26 protein-coding genes and 4 tRNA genes are annotated in these 22,105 nt (G+C 59.6%); 12 read left to right on the top strand and 18 right to left on the bottom strand.

The window, feature by feature from the left end; all coding sequences use genetic code 11:
- Window positions 1-28: 28 nt before the first annotated feature.
- The 4 genes from ACOYXG_RS09545 to ACOYXG_RS09530 all read right to left on the bottom strand — a co-directional run bounded on the left by ACOYXG_RS09545 (window position 29) and on the right by ACOYXG_RS09530 (window position 508).
- Window positions 29-104, bottom strand: a tRNA-His gene (locus tag ACOYXG_RS09545).
- Between the two features lie 76 nt (window positions 105-180).
- Window positions 181-265 (bottom strand) — tRNA-Leu (locus tag ACOYXG_RS09540).
- A 58-nt stretch (window positions 266-323) separates the two neighbouring features.
- Window positions 324-399, bottom strand: a tRNA-His gene (locus tag ACOYXG_RS09535).
- 32 nt (window positions 400-431) lie between these two features.
- Window positions 432-508: transfer RNA gene (locus ACOYXG_RS09530), tRNA-Arg, on the bottom strand.
- A 275-nt stretch (window positions 509-783) separates the two neighbouring features.
- Here ACOYXG_RS09530 and folD point away from each other — a divergent pair.
- Together folD and pbpG are read left to right on the top strand one after the other, a co-directional pair.
- The gene (folD, locus tag ACOYXG_RS09525; RefSeq protein WP_003223627.1) at window positions 784-1,638 is read left to right on the top strand and encodes a bifunctional methylenetetrahydrofolate dehydrogenase/methenyltetrahydrofolate cyclohydrolase FolD; all 855 of its coding nucleotides are present in this window, start codon (window positions 784-786) and stop codon (window positions 1,636-1,638) included.
- Window positions 1,639-1,867: 229 nt separating this feature from the next.
- Entirely contained in the window at window positions 1,868-2,806 is a 939-nt protein-coding gene (pbpG, locus tag ACOYXG_RS09520) for a D-alanyl-D-alanine endopeptidase (protein WP_460357280.1), read from the top strand.
- 147 nt (window positions 2,807-2,953) lie between these two features.
- Here the strand turns inward: pbpG and ACOYXG_RS09515 are convergent, their stop codons facing one another.
- From ACOYXG_RS09515 to ACOYXG_RS09505, 3 genes are all read right to left on the bottom strand, one after another.
- A complete protein-coding gene (locus ACOYXG_RS09515) occupies window positions 2,954-3,148 on the bottom strand; it encodes a hypothetical protein (RefSeq protein WP_414887944.1) in 195 nt (64 codons plus the stop codon).
- 12 nt (window positions 3,149-3,160) lie between these two features.
- Entirely contained in the window at window positions 3,161-3,367 is a 207-nt protein-coding gene (locus ACOYXG_RS09510; RefSeq protein WP_047597456.1) for a DUF6021 family protein, read from the bottom strand.
- 89 nt (window positions 3,368-3,456) lie between these two features.
- Complete coding sequence (locus ACOYXG_RS09505) at window positions 3,457-4,128, bottom strand: peptidase C39 family protein (RefSeq protein ID WP_336840900.1); 672 nt, start codon at window positions 4,126-4,128, stop codon at window positions 3,457-3,459.
- Between the two features lie 244 nt (window positions 4,129-4,372).
- Between ACOYXG_RS09505 and ACOYXG_RS09500 the strand changes: the two genes are divergently transcribed.
- Window positions 4,373-4,528 (top strand): hypothetical protein, encoded by a 156-nt coding sequence (locus ACOYXG_RS09500; protein WP_179353273.1) that lies wholly within the window; start codon window positions 4,373-4,375, stop codon window positions 4,526-4,528.
- A gap of 88 nt (window positions 4,529-4,616) precedes the next feature.
- Here the strand turns inward: ACOYXG_RS09500 and ACOYXG_RS09495 are convergent, their stop codons facing one another.
- Both ACOYXG_RS09495 and ACOYXG_RS09490 read right to left on the bottom strand, forming a co-directional pair.
- Window positions 4,617-5,366: a TerC family protein gene (locus ACOYXG_RS09495; RefSeq protein WP_027613902.1), complete on the bottom strand. Its 750-nt coding sequence runs from the start codon at window positions 5,364-5,366 to the stop codon at window positions 4,617-4,619.
- Between the two features lie 29 nt (window positions 5,367-5,395).
- Window positions 5,396-5,638 carry a hypothetical protein gene (locus tag ACOYXG_RS09490; protein ID WP_007965379.1) on the bottom strand — a complete coding sequence of 81 codons (243 nt, stop codon included), beginning with the start codon at window positions 5,636-5,638 and terminating at the stop codon, window positions 5,396-5,398.
- A gap of 153 nt (window positions 5,639-5,791) precedes the next feature.
- On the opposite strand from ACOYXG_RS09490, the gene nhaR reads away from it, so the two are divergent.
- A complete protein-coding gene (gene nhaR / locus ACOYXG_RS09485) occupies window positions 5,792-6,691 on the top strand; it encodes a transcriptional activator NhaR (protein WP_134785956.1) in 900 nt (299 codons plus the stop codon).
- Here the strand turns inward: nhaR and ACOYXG_RS09480 are convergent.
- Window positions 6,686-7,849 carry an MFS transporter gene (locus ACOYXG_RS09480; RefSeq protein ID WP_460357275.1) on the bottom strand — a complete coding sequence of 388 codons (1,164 nt, stop codon included), beginning with the start codon at window positions 7,847-7,849 and terminating at the stop codon, window positions 6,686-6,688. The two genes, nhaR and ACOYXG_RS09480, sit on opposite strands and share 6 nt — an antisense overlap.
- Before the next feature lie 337 nt (window positions 7,850-8,186).
- On the opposite strand from ACOYXG_RS09480, the gene sstT reads away from it, so the two are divergent.
- Window positions 8,187-9,419 (top strand): serine/threonine transporter SstT, encoded by a 1,233-nt coding sequence (sstT, locus tag ACOYXG_RS09475; RefSeq protein ID WP_096795703.1) that lies wholly within the window; start codon window positions 8,187-8,189, stop codon window positions 9,417-9,419.
- Window positions 9,420-9,566: 147 nt separating this feature from the next.
- Here the strand turns inward: sstT and ACOYXG_RS09470 are convergent, their stop codons facing one another.
- The gene (locus tag ACOYXG_RS09470) at window positions 9,567-10,076 is read right to left on the bottom strand and encodes a DUF1993 domain-containing protein (protein WP_007965386.1); all 510 of its coding nucleotides are present in this window, start codon (window positions 10,074-10,076) and stop codon (window positions 9,567-9,569) included.
- Between the two features lie 125 nt (window positions 10,077-10,201).
- On the opposite strand from ACOYXG_RS09470, the gene ACOYXG_RS09465 reads away from it, so the two are divergent.
- Entirely contained in the window at window positions 10,202-10,846 is a 645-nt protein-coding gene (locus tag ACOYXG_RS09465; protein WP_460357271.1) for a YceH family protein, read from the top strand.
- A 132-nt stretch (window positions 10,847-10,978) separates the two neighbouring features.
- Here ACOYXG_RS09465 and ACOYXG_RS09460 read toward each other — a convergent pair whose 3' ends face one another.
- Window positions 10,979-11,497, bottom strand: coding sequence for a cupin domain-containing protein (locus tag ACOYXG_RS09460; RefSeq protein WP_247268566.1), 519 nt, complete (start codon window positions 11,495-11,497; stop codon window positions 10,979-10,981).
- 212 nt (window positions 11,498-11,709) lie between these two features.
- Window positions 11,710-12,528, bottom strand: a complete 819-nt coding sequence (locus ACOYXG_RS09455; RefSeq protein WP_096797752.1) for a shikimate 5-dehydrogenase — start codon at window positions 12,526-12,528, stop codon at window positions 11,710-11,712.
- Between the two features lie 257 nt (window positions 12,529-12,785).
- Between ACOYXG_RS09455 and ACOYXG_RS09450 the strand changes: the two genes are divergently transcribed.
- From ACOYXG_RS09450 to ACOYXG_RS09440, 3 genes are all read left to right on the top strand, one after another.
- Complete coding sequence (locus tag ACOYXG_RS09450) at window positions 12,786-13,136, top strand: hypothetical protein (protein ID WP_007965394.1); 351 nt, start codon at window positions 12,786-12,788, stop codon at window positions 13,134-13,136.
- A 229-nt stretch (window positions 13,137-13,365) separates the two neighbouring features.
- Window positions 13,366-13,560, top strand: a complete 195-nt coding sequence (locus tag ACOYXG_RS09445) for a hypothetical protein (RefSeq protein WP_025108897.1) — start codon at window positions 13,366-13,368, stop codon at window positions 13,558-13,560.
- 102 nt (window positions 13,561-13,662) lie between these two features.
- On the top strand, window positions 13,663-13,845 hold the full coding sequence (locus ACOYXG_RS09440) for a hypothetical protein (RefSeq protein ID WP_027613895.1): 183 nt from the start codon (window positions 13,663-13,665) through the stop codon (window positions 13,843-13,845).
- Here the strand turns inward: ACOYXG_RS09440 and ACOYXG_RS09435 are convergent.
- Both ACOYXG_RS09435 and ACOYXG_RS09430 read right to left on the bottom strand, forming a co-directional pair.
- Window positions 13,842-14,903, bottom strand: a complete 1,062-nt coding sequence (locus ACOYXG_RS09435; protein WP_460357265.1) for an AI-2E family transporter — start codon at window positions 14,901-14,903, stop codon at window positions 13,842-13,844. The two genes, ACOYXG_RS09440 and ACOYXG_RS09435, sit on opposite strands and share 4 nt — an antisense overlap.
- Window positions 14,904-15,020: 117 nt before the next feature.
- Window positions 15,021-15,707 (bottom strand): cysteine hydrolase family protein, encoded by a 687-nt coding sequence (locus ACOYXG_RS09430; RefSeq protein ID WP_460357262.1) that lies wholly within the window; start codon window positions 15,705-15,707, stop codon window positions 15,021-15,023.
- A gap of 192 nt (window positions 15,708-15,899) precedes the next feature.
- On the opposite strand from ACOYXG_RS09430, the gene trhP reads away from it, so the two are divergent.
- A complete protein-coding gene (gene trhP / locus ACOYXG_RS09425; protein WP_460357259.1) occupies window positions 15,900-17,234 on the top strand; it encodes a prephenate-dependent tRNA uridine(34) hydroxylase TrhP in 1,335 nt (444 codons plus the stop codon).
- A gap of 118 nt (window positions 17,235-17,352) precedes the next feature.
- On the opposite strand, the gene ACOYXG_RS09420 is transcribed toward trhP, so the two are convergent.
- Window positions 17,353-18,216: a LysR family transcriptional regulator gene (locus ACOYXG_RS09420; RefSeq protein ID WP_460358419.1), complete on the bottom strand. Its 864-nt coding sequence runs from the start codon at window positions 18,214-18,216 to the stop codon at window positions 17,353-17,355.
- Window positions 18,217-18,317: 101 nt separating this feature from the next.
- Here ACOYXG_RS09420 and ACOYXG_RS09415 point away from each other — a divergent pair, with 101 nt between their 5' ends.
- Window positions 18,318-19,211 (top strand): DMT family transporter, encoded by an 894-nt coding sequence (locus ACOYXG_RS09415; protein WP_460357256.1) that lies wholly within the window; start codon window positions 18,318-18,320, stop codon window positions 19,209-19,211.
- A 135-nt stretch (window positions 19,212-19,346) separates the two neighbouring features.
- Here ACOYXG_RS09415 and ACOYXG_RS09410 read toward each other — a convergent pair whose 3' ends face one another.
- A complete protein-coding gene (locus ACOYXG_RS09410) occupies window positions 19,347-19,580 on the bottom strand; it encodes a hypothetical protein (protein WP_097087777.1) in 234 nt (77 codons plus the stop codon).
- 92 nt (window positions 19,581-19,672) lie between these two features.
- Window positions 19,673-20,386, bottom strand: a complete 714-nt coding sequence (locus ACOYXG_RS09405) for a FadR/GntR family transcriptional regulator (protein ID WP_258679336.1) — start codon at window positions 20,384-20,386, stop codon at window positions 19,673-19,675.
- A gap of 365 nt (window positions 20,387-20,751) precedes the next feature.
- On the opposite strand from ACOYXG_RS09405, the gene ACOYXG_RS09400 reads away from it, so the two are divergent.
- Window positions 20,752-22,098, top strand: coding sequence for an MFS transporter (locus tag ACOYXG_RS09400; RefSeq protein WP_096797759.1), 1,347 nt, complete (start codon window positions 20,752-20,754; stop codon window positions 22,096-22,098).
- Window positions 22,099-22,105: the final 7 nt, after the last annotated feature.

Below are 22,105 nucleotides of genomic sequence, written 5' to 3'. Positions count from 1 at the left end.
ACTGTTAAATCTGGCGCCTTTCGAAATATGGGGTGGACGATGGGGATCGAACCCACGACAACGGGAGTCACAATCCCGTGCTCTACCAACTGAGCTACGCCCACCATATTGCGTCACAAAAAAGCCATTCAACTTCTTTGCTGAACTTCATCAGGCCTGCGGCATGAATGAAGCTTTAATTGGTGCGGATGAAGAGACTCGAACTCTTACGCCTCGCGGCGCTGGAACCTAAATCCAGTGTGTCTACCAATTCCACCACATCCGCAGATGAAGCTTTTTAAAGCAAAGGCGCCAGATTGTTACATCTGGCGCCTTTCGAAATATGGGGTGGACGATGGGGATCGAACCCACGACAACGGGAGTCACAATCCCGTGCTCTACCAACTGAGCTACGCCCACCATATCGCGCTACTTGTGCCAAAGCTGCCTAATGGCGCACCCGGCAGGACTCGAACCTGCGACCATCCGCTTAGAAGGCGGATGCTCTATCCAGCTGAGCTACGGGCGCCTTATTAATCTGTACTCTTGGAGGACTACAAACTAAATGCTTTCCAGCTTCGCAGAACGCTAATTCCGCTCAACCTTCTTAACCAGTGCTAGGCTGTGCCCGACAAGTGCGACGAATAGTATAGAGCGCTCCCAAGGTCGTCAAATCCTTTTTGAAAAAAATTCATTTAATTAAAGGAGTTAGGGGAATTTGCTGACCAAGCGCCTTTGCCCTCACCGTCTGACATGCGAGAATGCGTTCTCTTTTTTTCCCCTCTCGATGGTTAATCACGCGCAATGACTGCACAACTAATCGACGGCAAATCGATCGCCGCCAGCCTGCGCCAGCAGATCGCCCAACGAGTTGCCGAGCGTCGCCAGCAAGGCCTGCGCACTCCCGGCCTCGCGGTGATCCTGGTCGGCAGCGATCCTGCCTCTCAGGTTTATGTCTCGCACAAGCGTAAAGACTGTGAAGAGGTCGGCTTCCTCTCTCAAGCCTACGACCTGCCTTCCGAAACCACTCAAGAAGCGCTGACCGATCTGATTGATCGCCTCAACGACGACCCGGCCATCGACGGCGTGCTGCTGCAACTGCCGCTGCCCGAGCACCTGGACGCCTCCAAACTGCTGGAGCGCATTCGCCCGGACAAAGACGTCGATGGCTTCCATCCTTATAACGTCGGCCGCCTGGCCCAGCGCATTCCGCTGCTGCGTCCGTGCACACCAAAGGGCATCATGACCTTGCTGGAAAGCACCGGCGTTGACCTTTATGGTCTGGATGCGGTGGTGGTGGGTGCGTCGAACATCGTCGGCCGCCCGATGGCGATGGAACTGCTGCTGGCCGGTTGCACCGTGACCGTCACCCACCGCTTCACCAAGGACCTGGCCGGCCACGTCGGTCGCGCTGATCTGGTGGTGGTCGCCGCCGGCAAGCCGGGACTGGTCAAGGGTGAGTGGATCAAGGAAGGCGCGATCGTGATCGACGTCGGCATCAACCGTCAGGACGACGGCAAGCTGGTCGGTGACGTGGTGTATGAAACCGCCCTGCCCCGCGCTGGCTGGATCACTCCGGTCCCCGGCGGCGTTGGCCCGATGACCCGTGCTTGCCTGCTGGAAAACACCCTCTACGCGGCAGAAACCCTGCACGCCTGAGGCGTTTTTGCGCGGTAAAAGAACCCCGCCTTGTGCGGGGTTTTTCGTATCTGAGAAAAAACACTAACCGTTCGCCGGAAACCCCTCTTTTCACAGGCCTTTTCACGAGATTTTCAGGTCATTCAAACAACCATCGACAGATCTTCAGCCATACTCCTAGAATGCGACGCTTTGAAGAAATAACCCGTTACAAACTAACGGAATATCCAACCTTTATGAGTTCGCCCGCGTGAAAATTCGTCTTTCGATCCTGAGCCTGTTATTTGCTGTTTCAGGCACATTCGTCACGCCAACGGTCAACGCCGCAGAAACTACCGCCGCGCCACGCGACGCTTCACAACTGAAGATCGCCTCCGGCAGCGCCCTGCTTATGGATTTGCAGACCAATAAAGTCATCTATTCGAGCAACCCGGATGTGATCGTACCGATCGCCTCGGTGAGCAAGCTGATGACCGGACTGGTGGTGGTTGAAGCGCACCAGAACATGGACGAATGGATCGACGTCGACATCAGCCACACGCCGGAAATGAAAGGCGTGTTCTCCCGAGTCAAACTGAAGAGCGAACTGCCGCGTCGCGAGATGCTGCTGATTGCCCTGATGTCTTCGGAGAACCGTGCGGCCGCCAGCCTCGCGCATCACTATCCAGGCGGTTACGCCGCGTTCATCGCCGCAATGAACGCCAAGGCCAAAGCGCTGGGCATGACCAATACGCACTATGTCGAGCCGACCGGGCTGTCGGAACGCAACGTGTCCACCGCCCGCGACTTGAGCAAACTGCTGGTCGCCGCGAGCAAGCATCCGATCCTCAGCGAGCTGACCACTACCAAGGAAAAAACCGTATCGTTCCGCAAACCCAATTACACCCTGGGTTTCCGCAACACCGATCACCTGGTGAACAAGGCTGACTGGGACATCAAGATCACCAAAACCGGCTTTACCAACCCGGCGGGTCATTGCCTGGTGCTGGTGACGCGGATGAGCAATCGTCCGGTCGCCCTGGTGATTCTCGATGCGTTCGGCAAGTACACGCATTTTGCCGATGCCAGTCGTATCCGCAGCTGGATGGAAACCGGTCGTAGCGCCAGCGTTCCGGCAGTTGCGCAGCAATACAAGGCCGAAAAGAACCTCAAGGCGCGCCAGAGCGGCGTGGTCGAAGCCTCCAAGTAACCAGAAATATCCAACTGTGGCGAGGGAGCTTGCTCCCGCTGGGGCGCGTAGCGAACCTTTTTTAACCAGAAAGGCCTGCTGCGCAGTCCAGCGGGAGCAAGCTCCCTCACCACAGAGGTATTCAGCCAGTGGTTAAATACCCGTTATTCAATCATTGGGTAACGGCATTTTGTCGTCGTCCGGAATGCCGTCACCAGCGCTCGGATCTGGCGTCAGCACATTAGGTCGCGCCAGCGGATCGCGCAGCGGGCTGTCCGGATCCAGCACAGGGTCCACGTCGTCCTCAGGCGTGGTCGGCACGCTGTCCGGTTTTTTATCGTCGAAGGTGGAATCGGTACTCATACGCACCTCACTTCAAGGTTTGAGATCGGCCAACGGATCATAAGGTTTGGCTGGCCGCTGACTGTCGTCGTCCGGTTGCACGTCTCGCGGCGCCTTGGCGGGGCCGACCGGATCAACTTGCGGATCGTCGAGATCCGGTGAATCCGGATCGAAACCCAGATCATGACCGGACGAATGCTCGCTTGAGTGTGGGCCTTTCGGGGATGGGGAATCTGCCATGCTCGCCTCCTGATTCACCCGCACATTCGGGCTCTATCAGTGAGAGGCCTGCCGGGCGTGAGGGTGCCCGGCAGATGACGAACGGAGCCTTAATGTGCGGCCAAGGCCTGTCTGGCTTGCGCCGCTTCACGTTCCTGCCCGGCCTGCGCCAGCTCGTCCGCGGCCTTGAGCCAGCGCTGGCGGTCGACTTCGGCAGGAATCTGCGACGGTTTCTGGATCAGTACCGCCCAAGCGCCGGATTTTTCGAAGGCGGATTCAAAGGAGCTGAAACTCATCAGTTCGCGGCGATTCATCCCGGCGCGCAACAACACCTTCTGTTTCAGCCGGTCGTAACCGGAAAGGATCGCGTAACGCGGTTCGGCCCAGAACGCCGAGCCTTCACTGAAGCGCACCATTACCGGATAACCTGCCGCGACCTGGGTCAACAGGGCAGGCAAATTCTTGTCCAGCGGATAGACCACCATGCCGTAATCGCGAGCCAGGCTCTGCAGATTCTGCTGCAACTGCTCTTGTGCATCCGGCAGATGCAACGGTTTTTCCAGCAGGCCCGGGGTGATCATGATGCCTTGCTGCGACAACAGGCTGGCCAGCACTTGCGGACCACTTTGATTGGCTTCGCCGCGATAGAACGTGCCGCTGAGTTCGACCCGTTCCGGCAGACGCTTGACCTGCGGCGCGACACTGCCCGCACACCCGGCCAACACCGCCGCGCAACCGGCCACCAGCAACGCCCCTCGCAATCGAGAAAATACCTGCACCATCATCACTCTCGTCAGACGCCGGTCATCGTGTTCCGGCAACGCCTGCGATCATAGGGCGGCGCAGGCCTGCGGTATAGCCTTAAACCGCAGACCGATCGTTTGCATAGAGCGAACTGATTGGTCATCACCGACCTTTGGTCAATAGTCTGAAACACCCCATTGTCTAGACTGTCACTGAAACAGAGCGAATTGAAAAAGTGAGTGCCCGACGCAGGGCAAAGAGGAGGCACTGATGAGCCTGACCATGACTATCGTAATGCTGATCGCCGGCTGGCTGGCCGTGGCCACTGCCATGTTGTGGGGCGTGCTGCGGATTTCGCGGCGCCACCATCACCCGCAGCCACCTGTGGCGGTCGAAAAACCGCAAAAGCACAACGCACGGCACGCGACCGCACATTGATACTGCAAACGTTGATACTGCAAACGTTCCGCCCATAAAAAAGCCCCCTGAACGCTTGGCGCTCAGGGGGCTTTTGGCTGGTCAGCGCTTACGCCTGCTGCGCCAGTTTCTTCTGCTTCGCCCGGCGCGACATCATGTTCAGCACCTCAATCGCTGCCGAGAACGCCATGGCGGCGTAGACATAACCTTTCGGTACGTGGGCGCCGAAGCCTTCGGCGATCAGCGTCATGCCGATCATGATCAGGAAGCCCAGCGCCAACATCACCACCGTCGGGTTGTCGTTGATGAACTTGGCCAGCGGTTCAGCCGCGAACAGCATCACCATTACCGAGACCACCACTGCGATCACCATGATCGGCAAGTGCTCAGTCATGCCCACCGCGGTAATGATGCTGTCGATCGAGAACACCATGTCCAGCATCAGGATCTGACCGATCGCAGCCGCAAAACCCAAGGTCACGGTCGATGTCGCGGATTTCGGGTCTTCCGGCGCCGGGTCCATGCTGTGATGGATCTCGGTTGTGGCTTTCCACACCAGGAACAGACCACCGGCAATCAGGATCATGTCCTTCCAGGAGAACGCCTGGCCCATGATTTCGATCACGGGGGCAGTCAACTGCACAATGAAGGCGATGGTGCTCAACAGAGCCAGACGCAGAATCAGCGCCATGCCGATACCGATGCGCCGCGCCTTCTGCCGATGCTGCACGGGCAGTTTGTTGGTCAGGATCGAAATAAAGATCAGGTTATCGATGCCGAGCACGATTTCCATCACCACCAGTGTGGCCAAAGCAACCCAGGCGGCGGGGCTGGCGGCGAGTTCTAACAGATATTCCATGGGTCAGTCCTGACTCTGTGTAAGACGGTTTAGATGGTCTTGGAGGAAGATTCGGATTTTTCCGCGTCTTTTTCCGGTGTTTCTTTTTTCTCGATCAGGCCGCCGGTGGCGTCGCTGAGCGCTTGTTCAGCAGCCTTGTGCGTATCGTCGATCGCCTGTTTGGCGCTTTCGGCGGCCTTGCCCATCAACTGCTGGGCGCTTTTCTCGGCCTGATCGCAACCGGCCATAAGCAGTAAAGACGTAAACATCAACGCTGGAATTGTGTATTTCATGGGACTTCCTTCGAATGAACAGACAGGGTCACAGACCGCCCGTCGATGGCTGGGCATTCTAGGGAGACAAACACTTCAGTAAAATTCGTATTTTTAGCGGCTATACTTCGGTTTTTACGAATCCAGCACCTTCAAAACAGAGGTCGTGGCTCGATGCTCAACTACCGACAACTGCATTACTTCTGGGTGGTCGCCAAAACCGGCAGCATCGTGCGTGCCTGCGAGCAGCTTAACCTCACGCCACAAACCATCAGCGGGCAGATTTCGCTGCTCGAACAAACCTACGGCATCGAACTGTTTCAACGGGTCGGCCGCCAACTGGAGCTGACCGAAGCCGGACGCCAAGCCCTGCCCTACGCCGAGCAGATGTTTCAGTTAGGCGGCGAACTGGAGTTGATGCTACGTGCCCAGCCCAACGAACAGCAGATCCTGTTTCGCGTCGGCGTGGCGGATGTGGTGCCCAAATCCATCGTCTACCGCCTGATCGCGCCGACCATGGAACTGCACGAGCCACTGCGCATCACCTGCCGCGAAGACAAACTCGAACGCCTGCTGGCGGATCTGGCCATCCAGCGCCTGGATCTGGTGATTTCCGACAGCCCGATGCCGTCGCACCTCGACATCAAGGGCTACAGCCAGAAGCTCGGCGAATGCGGGATCAGTTTCTTCGCCACCACGAAGTTGGCAGCGCAATACGGGCAGGATTTCCCGCGCAGCCTCAACGGCGCACCGCTGTTGATCCCAGGCGCGGAAACCGTGGTGCGCAGCCGTTTGCAGCGCTGGTTTGCCGAGCAACAGATCCAGCCGCGAATCGTCGGGGAGTTCGATGACAGCGCCCTGATGCAGGCCTTCGGCCAATCGGGCAGCGGGATCTTCATAGGTCCGAGCGTGATTGCCGATGAAGTCAAACGCCAGTACGGCGTCGAAGTGATTGGCCAGACCGATGCGGTGACCGAGTCGTTCTATGCCATTTCGGTGGAGCGCAAGGTCAAGCACCCCGGCATCGTTGCGATTACCGAAGGTGCCCGACGCGAGCTGTTTACCGCGTTATGACACCTGAGCGCACGCGTCGCGCGGCTTGAGCGTCATCAACACCATGGCGAGGAACACCGACAACAGAATGAACCCGGCAGCGGCGAACCCCAGAAAACCGAGGCCGGCACTGTCGATCACTCGACCGCCGATCATCGCTCCGAGGCCGATCCCGAGGTTGGCCCCGGCGATATTCAGCGAGGCGGCAAAGGCTGGCGCTTCCGGTGCGGCCTTCATCAGGCGTACATGGCTGACCAGGAACAACGCAGCCTGGGTGATACCCCAGATGCCCATGGCCACCGCCAGCCCCACCGTCGAGTGAATGTTCGGCACCAGCGAGACCATGCCGGCAATCATGAACGCGCAGAACAACACCGAGGCGCCCAGTGGATGACGATCCACCGCGCGACCGCCCAGTGAGTTGCCGATCAGCCCGACCGCACCGAAGCCCATCAGGCACCAGCCAACCACCGTACCGTTGAACCCGGCCAGACGCTCAAGAATGTCGGCCAGATAGGTATAAGCGGTGAACATGCCGCTGAATACCAGAATCGACAACAGCACATGGCCGATCATCAGCGGGTTGCGCAGGATCTTGAACTGCGAAGCAAAACTGACCTGATGCTGGTGCAGACTGGTTTTCGGCAGGTAAACAAACAGCAGCAAGGCCTTGGCGAAAGCGATCACCGCCAGAATCGCGAACGCACTGCGCCAGCCGAACGCATCGGAAATCAAGGTGCCCACCGGAATGCCGAACACCGTCGCGCAAACAATGCCGAAGCCGATCTTGGCAATCGCGCGGCCGGCGTGATCCGGGCCGACGATGTCCACCGCCGTCTCACTGGCCAAGGCCCAGAACACCGGCAGGCCGAGCGCCGGGATCAGCCGGGCGATGGCCATGACCCAGATGTTCGGCGCCAGCGCCGCAACGGTGTTGGCCAGGCCGAACATGATCAAAATCGTGATGAACAACTTGCGCCGCTCGAACCGGGCGAAATACGCGGTCAAAAATGGACCGAACATCGCCACCGTGAAAGCGAATAGAGTCACCAGCAAACCGGCCTGCGGAATGCTTACCGCCAGGTCGCGGGCAATGGCCGGCAACAGGCCGACGATGACGAACTCTGTGGTCAGCACCGTGAATCCGGCGGCGGACAACAGAAGAATGGGCAACAGCATGAGCAACTCCAGCAAAACGACGACACCAGCGATGACCAAGAGGCCCGCTGGCAGACTATGAAAATGAGGATGGCGAATCTTAACAGAGTGTTTCCGGGCTGACTTGCACAAACCTGCCGACTTGCCGATCAATCCGGTGGCAGATCGTCACAGGCCTGAAGGATGACGCCTACGCTGTGATAAAGTCCGCGCCCTGAAAAACGTACACCCTATTCAGCGGCCTGTTTAACAGCGTTGATGGCGCGTCAGCCCTTTCGGTTCGTGCCGGTGACCTGCCCCCCGATGTATCACCGGTTTCACGCAACCTTGCACCCTATAAAAAATCAGAGATGCCGTTATGACCGCTTCATCCCCTTCTCTATTGCAACGCCTGAAAAACCTCAGCCTGGTCACGCAGATCCTGATCGGCCTGATTGCCGGTATCGCTCTGGCGCTGTTCGCCCCGGAAGCGGCGAAAGGCTCGGCGTTCATCGGCAAAGTGTTCGTCTCGGCGCTGAAAGCCGTGGCCCCGATTCTGGTATTCGTGCTGGTGATGGCGTCGATTGCCAACCACAAGCACGGCCAGGAAACCCACATCCGGCCGATCCTGTTTCTGTATCTGCTCGGCACCTTCGCTGCGGCGGTGGTCGCGGTGGTGGCCAGCATGGCGTTTCCCTCGCATCTGGTGCTGTCCACCGACAACGTCGCGGTGACGGCGCCGGGCGGGATCACTGAAGTCCTGCAGAGCCTGCTGTTGAGCGTGGTCGACAACCCGGTCAGCGCCCTGATGAACGCCAACTTTATCGGCATTCTGGCCTGGGCGATCGGCATGGGTGTGGCGATCCGCCACGCCGGTGACACCACCCGCGAAGTGGTTGGCGATCTGTCCAACGGCGTGACGCTGATCGTGCGCGTGGTGATTCGCTTCGCCCCCCTGGGCATTTTCGGCCTGGTGGCTTCGACTCTGGCCACTTCGGGCTTCGGTGCACTGATCGGTTACGCGCATCTGCTGGGCGTGCTGCTGGGCTGCATGCTGTTCGTCGCGCTGGTGATGAATCCGCTGATCGTGTTCTGGAAACTGCGCCGCAACCCGTACCCGCTGACCCTCAAGTGCCTGCGCGAAAGCGGGATCACCGCGTTCTTCACCCGCAGCTCGGCGGCGAACATTCCGGTCAACCTGGAACTGAGCAAGCGCCTGGGCCTGCACGAAGACACCTACTCGGTATCGATCCCGCTGGGCGCAACCATCAACATGGCTGGCGCGGCGATCACCATCACCGTGCTGACCCTGGCCGCTGTGCACACGCTGGGGATTGCCGTGGACATCCCGACCGCGATCCTGCTCAGCGTTGTCGCGGCGATCTGCGCCTGTGGCGCCTCGGGCGTGGCCGGCGGCTCGCTGCTGCTGATTCCGCTGGCGTGCAGCCTGTTCGGTATCCCGAGCGAGATTGCCATGCAGGTGGTGGCGGTCGGTTTCATCATTGGGGTGTTGCAGGACTCGGCGGAGACGGCGTTGAATTCGTCGACTGATGTTTTGTTCACCGCTGCGGCATGCCTGGGTGAAGAAGCGAAAGCCCAACGCACCGCATAAACCTGTAGGAGCGAGCCTGCTCGCGATAGCGGTGTGTCAGTCACATCGTCTCGGTATGACACACCGCTATCGCGAGCAGGCTCACTCCTACAAAAAAAAAGCCCGCCAAGGCGCAAACCTTGGCGGGCTTTTTTGTAGCTGGGTGTTTTAGTACGCGCCCATGTAATCGCGTTTACCCACTTCAACACCGTTGTGGCGCAGCAGCGCGTAGGTGGTGGTGACGTGGAAGAAGAACTGCGGCAGACCGTAGCTCAGCAGGTAAGCCTGGCCGCTGAAGCGCTTCTCTTTCGGGGTGCCCGGACGAGTAACAATCTCGATGCCTTCCTTGCCATTGATCTGCTCCGGCTTGATCTCGCCGATGTAGGCCAGGACCTTGGCAATCAGCGCCTGCAGCTCGGCGAAGGTGGTTTCGGTGTCGTCATATTTCGGGATTTCGACTTCGGCCAGACGCGAGGAAACGCCCTTGGCGAAGTCGACGGCGATCTGCACCTGACGCACCAGCGGGAACATGTCCGGGTACAGGCGCGCTTGCAGGAAGGCGTTCGGGTCGATGTTTTTCTCAGTGGCGTGGGCTTCAGCCTTTTTCAGGACATCGCTCAGGGCGTTGAGCATTTGTTGAAAAACCGGGACGGATGCGGCGTACAGGGAAATGGTCATGGCAGTCTCGTGTAGTGGCTGGGTGGAACGTGGAGGCGATTATAGCCATGCTTGATGACCACACGGCTTGCCTTTTGTTAGCCAAGGATTAGGCTAGGCGCCTTCGACTGCTGAGGGAACGCGCGATGACCACCGAACTTGCAACCACCACCGACGAACCACGGCTCAATGCCACGGAAATCCGCATCCTGGGTGCGTTGATCGAAAAACAGGCCACCAGCCCGGAAACCTATCCGCTGACCCTCAATGCGCTGGTGCTGGCCTGCAATCAGAAAACCAGCCGCGAGCCGGTGATGAACCTGACTCAAGGTCAGGTCGGCCAGAGCCTGCGTGCGCTGGAAAGCCACGGTTACGCCAAACTGGTCATGGGCAGTCGCGCCGACCGCTGGGAGCACAAGCTCGACAAGGCGCTGGAGCTGGTGCCGGCCCAGGTGATTCTCACTGGCTTGATGTTCCTGCGTGGCCCGCAGACAGTGAATGAGCTGCTGACCCGCAGCGGCCGGATGCATGACTTCGAAGATGCCGAGCAAGTGGTGCATCAGCTGGAGCGCCTGATCGCGCGCGGACTGGCGGTGTTGATTCCGCGTCAGGCCGGGCAGCGCGAAGACCGCTATACCCATGCGCTGGGCGATCCGGCAGATATCGAGGCGATTCTGGCGGCGCGGCAGAATCCTGGAGAGCGCGCGACCAGCGGCGTTTCCGTGGAGAGAATCGAAGAGCTGGAAGCACGGATTGCCGCACTGGAAGAGCGCCTGGCGCGCCTCGAATAATCACCCCCAATCCTATGGTGGGAGCGGGCTTGCTCGCGAAGGGGCCGTGTCAGTCGAATCACTGTGAATGACACACTGCATTCGCGAGCAAGCCCGCTCCCACAGGGTCTACACCAAGCCGAAGATCTCTATTTACTCCCCATCCCAGTAATCCACACCATCCGCCAGCCGCGCCACGGCAACAAAACCTGACGCATTACCCTGGTCATCGACTTTGAAGTTGTCCATCACCGCGTATTTGTTGGAGTCCGGGTACTCACAGATATCCGGTTGCTGCTGGGTGCTGACCGCCAGGTAACGCAGTTCCGCGTCGCTGGTGTTGATGATCTGATGCGCCGTTTCCGGGCCGCCCGGCGGGCAGGCGATCACGTCGCCCGCGCGGATCGGAAAGCGTTCGGCCCCCAGCCGCACTTCGCCCTCCCCGGCCACCACATAGAACATCTCTTCATTGACCCGATGGCTGTGAAACGGACTACCGCGCATGCCTGGCGGTAGTGCGTACAGGCGATAACCGAGTTTTTGCGCGCCGAGTTGCTGGCCGATGCGCGCCATGCGTTGTTGATAGCGGCCAGCGGTTTCGCCCTCCGGAGCAAGGGCTTCGGGCAGGGATTCGAGTTCGACCTGGTGCAGGTTGAGGATGGGCGGATGCATGGGGAGCCTCGATCAGGTTTTTTATGAGGGGCAAGTCTTGGCTTGCTGAGGTCGCAGTATAGGCAACCGACTAACAACCGAGTCGCGGCCTTCGCGAGCAAGCCCGCTCCCACAGGATTTGTGGTTGCTCACCTGGTTGTGTTGCAACCTGACACCAGTGGGAGCCGGCTTGCTCGCGAAGGGGCTCGATGGTTTAGCGCAAAACTCAATGATCAGCTACGAGCAAATGCCACCGCCGCCGCAAACTGCTCTTCATTTGGCCGCACCCCGGTGTACAGCACAAACTGCTCCAGCGCCTGGATCGCAATCACTTCAAGCCCGGTAATCACCTTCTTGCCCTCGGCCCGCCCCCGCACGATCAGCGGCGTTTCCGACGGAATCGCTACCACATCGAATACCGTGTCGGCGGCCTGGATCACTTCAGGCTCGAACGCCAGTTGCCCGGCCTCCGGCCCGCCGTCCATGCCCACCGGGGTGACGTTGATCAGCATCTGCGGCCGCTCTTCGCCGAGCTCCGCCTGCCAGCGATAGCCCAGCGAGTCCGCCAGTGCCCGTCCGGCGCGCTCGTTACGCGCAACGATCAGGCCGTTCTTGTAGCCACCATCGCGCAAGGCACTGGCCACCGCTTTGGCCATGCCGCCGCTGCCGCGCAGGGCGAACGTCGTGTCTTGCGGTACCGCGTGGGTTTCCAGCAATTGCGCGATGGCGATGTAGTCGGTGTTGTAGGCCTTGAGATGGCCGTGGGTGTTGACGATGGTGTTGATCGACTGGATCGCCGCCGCCGACGCATCCAGTTCATCGACCAGCGCGATGCAGGCTTCCTTGAACGGCATCGACACCCCGCAACCACGAATCCCCAGCGCACGAATCCCGCCAACGGCCCCCGGCAGGTCCTGACTGCTGAACGCCTTGTAATAGAAGTTCAGGCCCAACTGCTCATACAAATGGTTATGAAAGCGCAGACCGAAATTCCCCGGGCGCCCCGACAGGGACATGCACAGCTGGGTATCTTTGTTGGGATTCATCTGCATGAAACTTCTCCTTCAAAACGGACTTTCGGATGGACGGAGTTAGCCATTCCATCGGGTTCTGGACGATCATAAGCGCCTGTCTGCAACGGGCTGCGAGCCCCTTTGACCTGCCGGTAAAGAAGCCGGTACAGACCTTACACAAAATTTACCCAGCGGCTGTGCTGATTTTCAGAATTTCGCTGTCATAGAAGTATCCCCGCGACAACTTTGGGCCTGGTGCAGGCCCGGACGCCGGGTCGAAGAACCGAGGAATTATCATGATTCGTAAACTCCCCATCGTGGCCTTGTTGATTGGTGCATTCGCTATCACAGGTCAGGCAGAAGCCCACGGCGGTGGCTGGCAGGGTCCGGCAGTGTTTGGTGCGATCGTCGGCTCGGCCATCATCGGCTCCGCGTTGATCAACCAGGACCGGCCGGTCTACGTGCAACAGCCTGTTTACGCTCAACCGGCACCGGTTTATGTGCAACAACCGCCGCCACCGGTCTACTACCAGCCGGCGCCGGTCTATGTGCAACAACCGGTCTACGTGCCTGGCCCGGTCTACTACGGCCCACCACGCGGCTACTACGGCCGGCCACACGGCTACTACGGTGGCCCGCGCTGGTAATCGCAACCAACAAGCCCCGCTTTATAGCGGGGCTTTTTTATGACCGTCGGTCGGGCAGAGTCTGAAAAAATCTCGCCAAGGTCGCTGTGAGGACAGTTCCAGCAGCTAAAGTCGGCATGATGGACTTGACCGTTGGGGGCAAAACACAGAACGGTCATCTATTTGTCATGACGGAACCGCAATCTGAATCCGTCCGTAAACAACAGGTTGATAAAAACAAGGACGACCCATGCCTACACAAAATCCGCACCGCATCGTCGGTCTGTGCACTTCAAGCAAGGTGTACAGCGCGTTGACTGAACTGAAACACCTGGAAGGCCACCGCTGCGCCAAGTTTCTTTCGCTGCTGGCGGAGAATCTCGTGCACAAGGGCCTGCTCAATGAGCGCGAAGTGGTGCACATGCTCGACCAGGTTGTCGACTGATGCAGTCCTCACTGTGATCAATGACCACTATCGAAAGCGTTGATTGTCCCTGAGCGCAACGAATCCATAAGGTAGCTCCACAGATTGATGGAGGTACTTGTCATGGCTCAGGTTCAAATCATGTCGGTAATCGGCAGCGCTGTTCCCGCATCGCTCAGAGCGTCGGGATTGCTCGCCTGCTGGTATCTGGTGCGCGATGGCGAGCCGATCAGCGGCCCGCTCACTTCGCTGCCCGCGGCGCAGGCCCTGTCGCAGAAAATCGTCAGCCGCCCATTCCACGCTTAAGGCAACTGGACTTTCGGTTTGGTCTCGATGAACAGCGCCCAACTGGACATGAACAGCGCCGCGATCAGCGGCCCGATCACGAAACCGTTGAGGCCAAACACCGCGAGGCCGCCGAGGGTCGAGATGAGGATCATGTAATCCGGCATGCGCGTGTCCTTGCCGACCAGAATCGGGCGCAGCACGTTGTCCACCAGACCGATCACAAACACCCCGAACAGCCCCAGCACCACGCCCTGCCAGATCATCCCGCTGAGCAGGAAGTACACCGCCACCGGCGCCCAGACGATTCCCGCACCCACCGCCGGCAACAGCGACAGAAAGCCCATCAGCACCGCCCACAGCAACGCGCTGGGGATGTCGAGAAACCAGAAAATCGCCCCACCCAATGCGCCCTGAGTGACCGCCACCACCAGGTTGCCCTTGACCGTCGCGCGTACCACCCGATTGAACTTCAACTGCAAACGGCGTTTGTGGCTCTCTTCCAACGGCACCGCAGTGCGTACCTTGCGCACCAGCTCGGCGCCATCACGCAAAAAGAAAAACAGCAGGTACAGCATGATGCCAAAGCTGACCACGAACTCGAACGTACCCTGGCCGAAACTGAACGCCTGGCTCGCCAGCACCTGACTGCCCTGCATCGACGCCTTGACGATTTTCTCGCGCAGACCGTTGAGTTCGCCCATGCCGAAGCGATCGAGCAAATGCTGAAAGTAAGGGGGCAAACTGTGTTTGAACTGTGCCAGATAGGCACCGATGTCCAGTTGGCCGCTTTCGATGTTGTTGTACAGCGTCGCGCCTTCCTGGACCAACAGGATGCTGAGGATGATCACCGGCAGAATCGCGATCACCAGGCAGATGCCCAGAGTGCAGAGCGCTGTCAGGTTGCGCCGCCAGCCGAATTTGAGCTGTAACTTGCGCTGCATCGGCGCAAACAGAATGCCGAGAATCACCGCCCAGAACACCGCACCGTAAAACGGCAACAGAATCCAGATGAAGGCGACCGTCACCAATAGCAACAGCACGGTGAGGGATTTGAATTGCAGGGTTTTTTCGTTCATGTCCGATCCATGTCAGTCAGGCGTCTCGCACGCCCCGAACCTTAGTCAGCCGGGGCGCGCGCGAGTGCCATCTTTGTTCATGGAGCATAGATTGCCTGGACGATGCAGCCCGGCTAATCAGCGCACCGGCAGTTTGACGATCTGCGCAGTGCTCAACACGTCGCCGAAGGTGTCTTCGACTTCCGCCAGCGCGGCCTTGTGCAGCGAATCCTTGTCGATAGACACGCCGTTGGCGCGAGTGATGGCGCGGGTCGCCGAGGCATCGGACGCGACAATCACGTTGTAGCCCAAAGGCGCGGCGTCCCGTGCGGCACCCGCCACACAGGCGTGGGTCATCAGGCCGGAAATGATCAGGGTCTGGATGCCGGCCTTTTTCAATTGCTGGTCAAGGTCGGTGCTGGCGAACACGCTGACGGTGCTCTTTTGCAGCACCACGTCTTGCGGGCGCGGCTGCATGTCCGGGTGAAATTTAACGGTCTGGCCATCGATGGCAAACACTGGCGAGCCGGCCGGGGCAACGTGCTGCACGTGATACACCGGGATCTTGTGACTGTCGGCAAAGGTGATCAGCTCTCGGGTTTTCGCCAGGGCAGCGGCACCGTCCGGGATCGGCATCCGGCCGCTGAAATATTCATTCTGGAAGTCGATCACCACCAGCGCAGACTTGCCCGCTGGCAGATGATCGACCGGTGTAGCGCCGGACAATGCCCGAATGGTCGGGTGGTTGTCGGCCATCGCTGCGCTGCTGGCCATTACACCGGAAAATGCACAAGCGGTGAGAAAGCGGCGAGTAAAGTTCTGCATGGGAAAGTCCTGCCTCGGTTGATTTGACAAGCGAATCTTAAGCAGCCACCGCCGCACCGAACACAGTGAAACCGGCACATGATCTGTGCCCTTTCTGCACAGATAAAGTCCACGCACTCAAACGTAGATCCAGATCAATAAACCGCACTTGCCACTGCACTACCCTGCCGCGCTTTTGCGACCGATGCCGCCATGAAGCCAGACCTCCCCCTCGCCGCCCCGGAATTGCTCGCCCCTGCCGGCACCCTGAAGAACATGCGCTACGCCTTCGCCTACGGTGCCGACGCGGTCTATGCCGGGCAGCCGCGCTACAGCCTGCGGGTGCGCAACAACGAATTCGACCACGCCAACCTCGCCCTCGGCATTCGCGAGGCGCAGGCCCAGGGCAAGCGCTTCTACGTGGTGGTCAACATCGCCCCGCACAACGCCAAACTGAAGACCTTCCTCAAGGATCTGGCGCCAGTGATCGAGATGGCGCCGAACGCGCTGATCATGTCCGACCCCGGCCTGATCATGCTGGTGCGCCGGCATTTTCCGCAGATGCCGATCCACCTTTCGGTGCAGGCCAACACGGTGAACTGGGCGAGCGTCGAGTTCTGGCAGCAACAAGGTCTGAGCCGGATCATTCTGTCGCGGGAGCTGTCGCTGGAAGAAATCGGTGAAATCCGTGAACAGGTACCGGGCATGGAGCTGGAGGTGTTCGTCCACGGTGCGCTGTGCATGGCCTACTCCGGGCGCTGCCTGCTGTCGGGCTACATGAACAAGCGCGACGCGAATCAGGGCACCTGCACCAACGCCTGCCGCTGGAAGTATTCGGCGCAGCAAGCCACGGAAAACCAGCTCGGCGAGATCGTGCAGACCTTCCAGCCGGAGCCGACCCTGGGCATCGGCGCGCCGACCGATCAGGTGTTTCTGCTGCAGGAAGCCAATCGCCCCGATGAACTAATGCCCGCTTTTGAAGACGAGCACGGCACCTACATCATGAACGCCAAGGATCTGCGCGCGGTGCAGCATGTCGAACGCCTGACGCGCATGGGCGTGCATTCGCTGAAGATCGAGGGCCGGACCAAATCGCACTTCTATTGCGCGCGCACCACCCAGGTCTATCGCCGGGCAATTGATGATGCGATGGCCGGGCGCGAGTTCGACCGCAGTCTGATGACCGATCTGGAATCACTGGCCCAGCGCGGCTACACCGAAGGTTTCCTGCGTCGCCATGTACATGACGAATACCAGAATTATCAGAACGGCAGCTCGGTGTCAGAGCGTCAGCAGTTCGTCGGCGAACTGACCGGCGAGCGCCGCGACCGGTTGGCCGAGGTCAAAGTGAAGAACCGTTTTGCCTTGGGCGATCATCTGGAACTGATGACACCCAAGGGTAATTTCCACTTCGACCTGCACCAGTTGCAGAGTGCCAAGGGTGAAACCATTGAAGTCGCCCCCGGCGACGGGCACACGGTTTACCTGCCGATTCCGGATGCGGTGGATTTGCGCTTTGGCCTGCTGATGCGCGACCTGACTCCTTGACCCCCTCCCAAGTAGGAGCTGCCGAAGGCTGCGATCTTTTGACTTTGTTATTGAAGAACAAGATCAAAGGATCGCAGCCTTCGGCAGCTCCTACACAGGGAATGCGGGTGTAGCGGGGTCAGAGGAATTCTTCGCGCAACATCGCCACGAACGCCTCACGCGCCGGGTGTACCCCGGCGTTTTCGTGCCAGTAAAACAGGTTGTCGATCGCCGTCAGTTCGGGAAACTCATAGCCCACGCAGCCAGCGCCTTTGGCGTATTGCTCGAACACGCCTTTAGGCACCAAGGCCACCCCGGCGCCAGCACTCACGCAACCGACAATCGCCCCGTAACTCGCCAGGCTGACAATCGGCAGCGCCTGCCCCTGACGCAACAACCAGTGCTCCAGCGCCGCCCGATACGGGCAACCCTGCGGCCACATGAACACGGTTTTATCCTGCAAGTCGTGGATGTCACGCACCGGGCCGAACGACGTCGAAGCAATCAGCAGCAGCTCCTCGCGGTACATCGGCGTGCGTTTCAGTTGCGAGCGCTCGACGTCCACCGCGACGATCGCACCGTCGAGGCGATGGCTGACGGTGTCGTCGAGCAATTGGCCCCAGGTGCCAGTGGTCAACTCCAGCGCCACCTGCGGATAGCGTTGGTGAAACTTGGCCAACAGCCGCGGCAAACGCCCGGTGGCCGAGGACTCGATCGCGCCGATACGCAGCGGGCCGGACGGTTCGGCGGCGGGATCCACCGCGCGCTTGGCTTCGGCGGTCAGCGCCAGAATCCGCTCGGCATACGCAAGAAACGTCTGCCCCGCCGGGCTGATCCGCAGCCCGCGTCCTTCGCGCAGAAACAGCGCCACACCGAGTTCAGCTTCCAATGCCTTGATCCGTGCGGTGATGTTCGACGGCACACAAAACAATTTTTCCGCGGCGCGGGCAATGCTGCCATCGTCAGCCACGGTCTTGAACATGCGGATCTGCGCCAGCTCCATACTCATCACTCAAAGTGAACATTCAGCGCAGTATAAGTCAGTTGTGGAGACTTGTTGACCGCCCGGATACTCGGCGCATCAACCCTTGCGGTGCGCCGATCATGCCGTCTCCTTCTCCCTTGAAAATCATTCTGGCCATGGCCTTCGTGGTCGGCTGCTGGGCCTATTCACCCACCGGCATTCACATCGGCCTGCAAGCCTACGACCCCGGGCATCTGGCATTGCTGCGGTTTCTCCTGGCGTCGTTGTTCATGGCCGTGATCGCGGCGTTCAAGGGCATTCGCCTGCCGCAACCGCGCGATGTGCCGCTGTTGTTCGCCCTGGGATTTTTTGCCGTCAGCCTGCATCACGTGGCGCTGAACATCGGCCAGCAAAGCGTCAGTGCCGGCGCCTCCAGCGTACTGGCGCAGTCGAGCCCGCTGTTCAGTACGCTGCTGGCGCGTTACGTGTTCAAGGATCAGGTCAGTGTCTGGCGATGGGGCTGCGTGTTGCTGGGACTGGTCGGGGTAGTGATCGTGGTCAGCGCCGATCGGGGCCTGGGGCAGATCGACGCGCATGGCTTGCTGATTCTGCTGGCGGCGCTGTCATGGAGCATTTACTTCGCCCTGCAAAAACACCACGCCCGGCGTTATGACGGCTTCAGTCTGGCGTGTTATGCGGTGTGGTCGGGGACGCTGCTGTTGCTGATTTATCTGCCGGGGCTGGGTGCGGCGGTGTTGCAAGCGCCGCTGCAAGTGCAGTGGGCAGTGCTGGCACTGGGGGTATTTCCCAGTGCACTGGCCTATCTGGCCTGGGGCTTTGTGCTCAAACATGTGGACTTGAGCCGGGCGACGATGACGTTGTACCTGATACCACCGACGGCGATGGGGATTGCTTCGCTGGGATTGGGCGAGCGACCGACGCTGATGGTGCTGGCGGGGTCGGCGGTGGTGTTGATCAGTGTGCTGGCGTTGAATCTGGAGCGGCGGGTGGAGGGTCGACCAGTTGAGGTCTGATCGAGGTTTTTACTGAGGCTGATGACCCCATCGCGAGCAGGCTCACTCCTACAGGGGGATGCGTTCTACCTGTGGGAGCGAGCTTGCTCGCGAACGGGCCGGCGCAGACTATAAATATCTCGTGCCGGGTTAGCCTCAGCGCCTGTCATCCGACAACGGAGTCGGCTCATCCGCTGGCGGCACATCATCATCGTCAGCCGCCGGGTCCTTCCAGTCTTCCGGCCGATCGGCATCACTCAACGGATCACGTCCCGGGCTCATGCCCGGCGGCGCATCGTGATCGGCCAGTGTCGGCTCATCCGTGCCGGGCACCGGACGGGTTGGATCGGTCGGCAGCACACCACCCTGAAACAGCAAATCATTAGCCATGACACACCTCACCAAGGAGGTCCGGAGAACCCGGGCCATACAGCTTGGAAGCGTGCCTCTGCACGCCGTGCTATCGAGCAGACCAACGGCAATCAGCCTTGAGCACTGAAACGGTCGCGGCTGTTGGTCAGGTGCAGCCACATGGCCGCGCGCGCCGCGTCCGGATCCTGACGCTTGATCGCATTCAGGATCGCTTCGTGCTCCAGATGGGCCAACTGCCCCAGCTTGCTCAGATCCGCCGCGCCACGCTCGGCGGCATTGAGCCGCTGACGTGGAATCATCGCGCTGCCCAAGTGCTGCATGATTTCGCTGAAGCAGACGTTGCCGGTGGCCTCGGCGATCAGCAGATGAAAACGTCGATCAGCCTCAACACAACTGTCATTGCTGTCCAGCAGACGCTGATAGTCATCCAGCGCCTGACGCATCTGCAGCAATTGCTGTTCGCTGCGCCGTAGCGCCGCCAACGCCGCAGCTTGCGTCTCCAGGCCCATGCGCAATTCAAGAATGCTGCGCACGCCGAGCGCGGTGTCGACATTCAGGCGCAAGCCCTGCTCGGCAGCGCGCTCGATGACAAAACTGCCGATGCCGTGCCGCGTCTCGACCAGGCCCGACGCCTGCAACTTGGAAATCGCCTCGCGCACCACCGTGCGACTGACACCGTGCTCCTGAACGATGGCGTTCTCCGACGGCAGCTTGTCGCCGGGCGACAACTGGCCAAGCAGGATGCTCTGGGTAAGCTTCTCCACCAGATCGTGTGCGAGGTTGTGCGCGCGTTTGGGCGCGGGGGCGTCGAGGTCTTCTTGCATGTTCGGTTCCGGTCTTCGGGGCTTGCCGATCGTAGCACTGCGTGATGGCTGACGAGTCGATTTTAGCGCCGAAACCGCCTTCAACTTGTATGACAACACTCAATAAAACGAAAAAAACCGGAGTAGGTACGGTGGCTGATCTGTTTGAACCTTGACATGAAAAACTATGAAACGCGTCTGACACAAGCAATCTATCCCAATAAAAACGGGGGAAATCGCTAAAAAGAAATAAGAAATCTACCCACCAGACAAATTTAATCGCTACGCCCCACTTGTAGGACAAAAAATCTCAGTTGTATGATGTCTATCAACAACGCAGCACCCAGTCCTACCCCGCATAAAAATAATCAGTGGGAGAAAACCAAGTGAAAACCTCCGTCTCCGGGATGAACGAGGGCGTCGATTCGACACTCGCGTCCGCCATCTCGAAAGTGAAACGCCACGTCCTGCCGCTCTTCGTGATCATGTTCATCGTCAATTACATTGACCGGGTGAACATCGGTTTCGTCCGCACTCACATGGAACATGACCTGGGCATCGGGGCTGCCGCCTACGGCTTCGGCGCCGGTCTGTTCTTCATCGGTTACGCGCTGTTCGAAGTGCCGTCCAACATGCTTTTGCAAAAAGTCGGCGCGCGTATCTGGCTGACCCGCATCATGCTCACCTGGGGCCTGGTCGCCGCCGGCATGGCGTTCATTCAGAACGAAACGCACTTTTACATCCTGCGCTTTCTGCTCGGCGTGGCCGAAGCCGGGTTCTTTCCCGGGGTGATCTACTACTTCACCCGCTGGCTACCCGGCGCCGAACGCGGCAAGGCCATCGCGATTTTCCTCAGCGGGTCGGCAGTCGCCTCGCTGATCTCCGGCCCGTTGTCCGGCCTGCTCTTGCAGATCAACGGCCTCGGCATGCACGGCTGGCAATGGATGTACTTCATCGAGGGCATGTTTTCCGTGGGGCTGTGCGTGTTCGTCTGGTTCTGGCTCGACGCCAAACCGCATGACGCGAAATGGCTGACCCGCGCCGAACAGGACGCACTGGTCAACGCCATCGACGATGAACAGAAGGCCCGCGAAGCCGCGACGCCGATCCGCCCATCAATGGGCAAACTGCTCAGGGACCGGCAAATCGTCCTGTTCTGCCTGATCTACTTTTTCATTCAACTGACGATCTACGCCGCGACGTTCTGGCTGCCGAGCATCATCAAGAAAATGGGTGAGATGAGTGACTTCCAGGTCGGGCTGTTCAACTCGATCCCGTGGTTGCTGTCGATCGTCGGCATGTACGCCTTCGCCGCTTTCTCGGCCAAGTGGAAGCACCAGCAAGCCTGGGTCGCCACCGCGTTGTTGATCGCCGCAGCAGGGATGTTCATGTCCACCACCGGCGGGCCGATCTTCGCCTTTGTCGCGATCTGTTTTGCCGCGCTGGGCTTCAAGTCCGCCTCATCGTTGTTTTGGCCGATTCCGCAGGCCTATCTGGATGCACGGATCGCCGCGGCAGTGATCGCACTGATCAACTCGGTAGGCAACCTCGGCGGCTTCGTCGCGCCGACCACCTTCGGCCTGCTCGAAGAACACACCGGCTCGATTCAGGGCGGCCTCTACGGCCTGGCCGCGACCTCGATCATCGCCGCGATCATCGTCTTCGCTGCACGCACCACCCCGAAACCCGCTGCTGACCTCGCCGTGGCCGAGGCCGCGCCAAAGCACGCATGACTTCCTT

The sequence above is a fragment of the Pseudomonas sp. G3-39 genome (assembly GCF_054790485.1).
The sequence above is the reverse complement of the archived record's forward strand: the minus strand, read 5'-3'. Positions and strand labels throughout refer to the sequence as shown.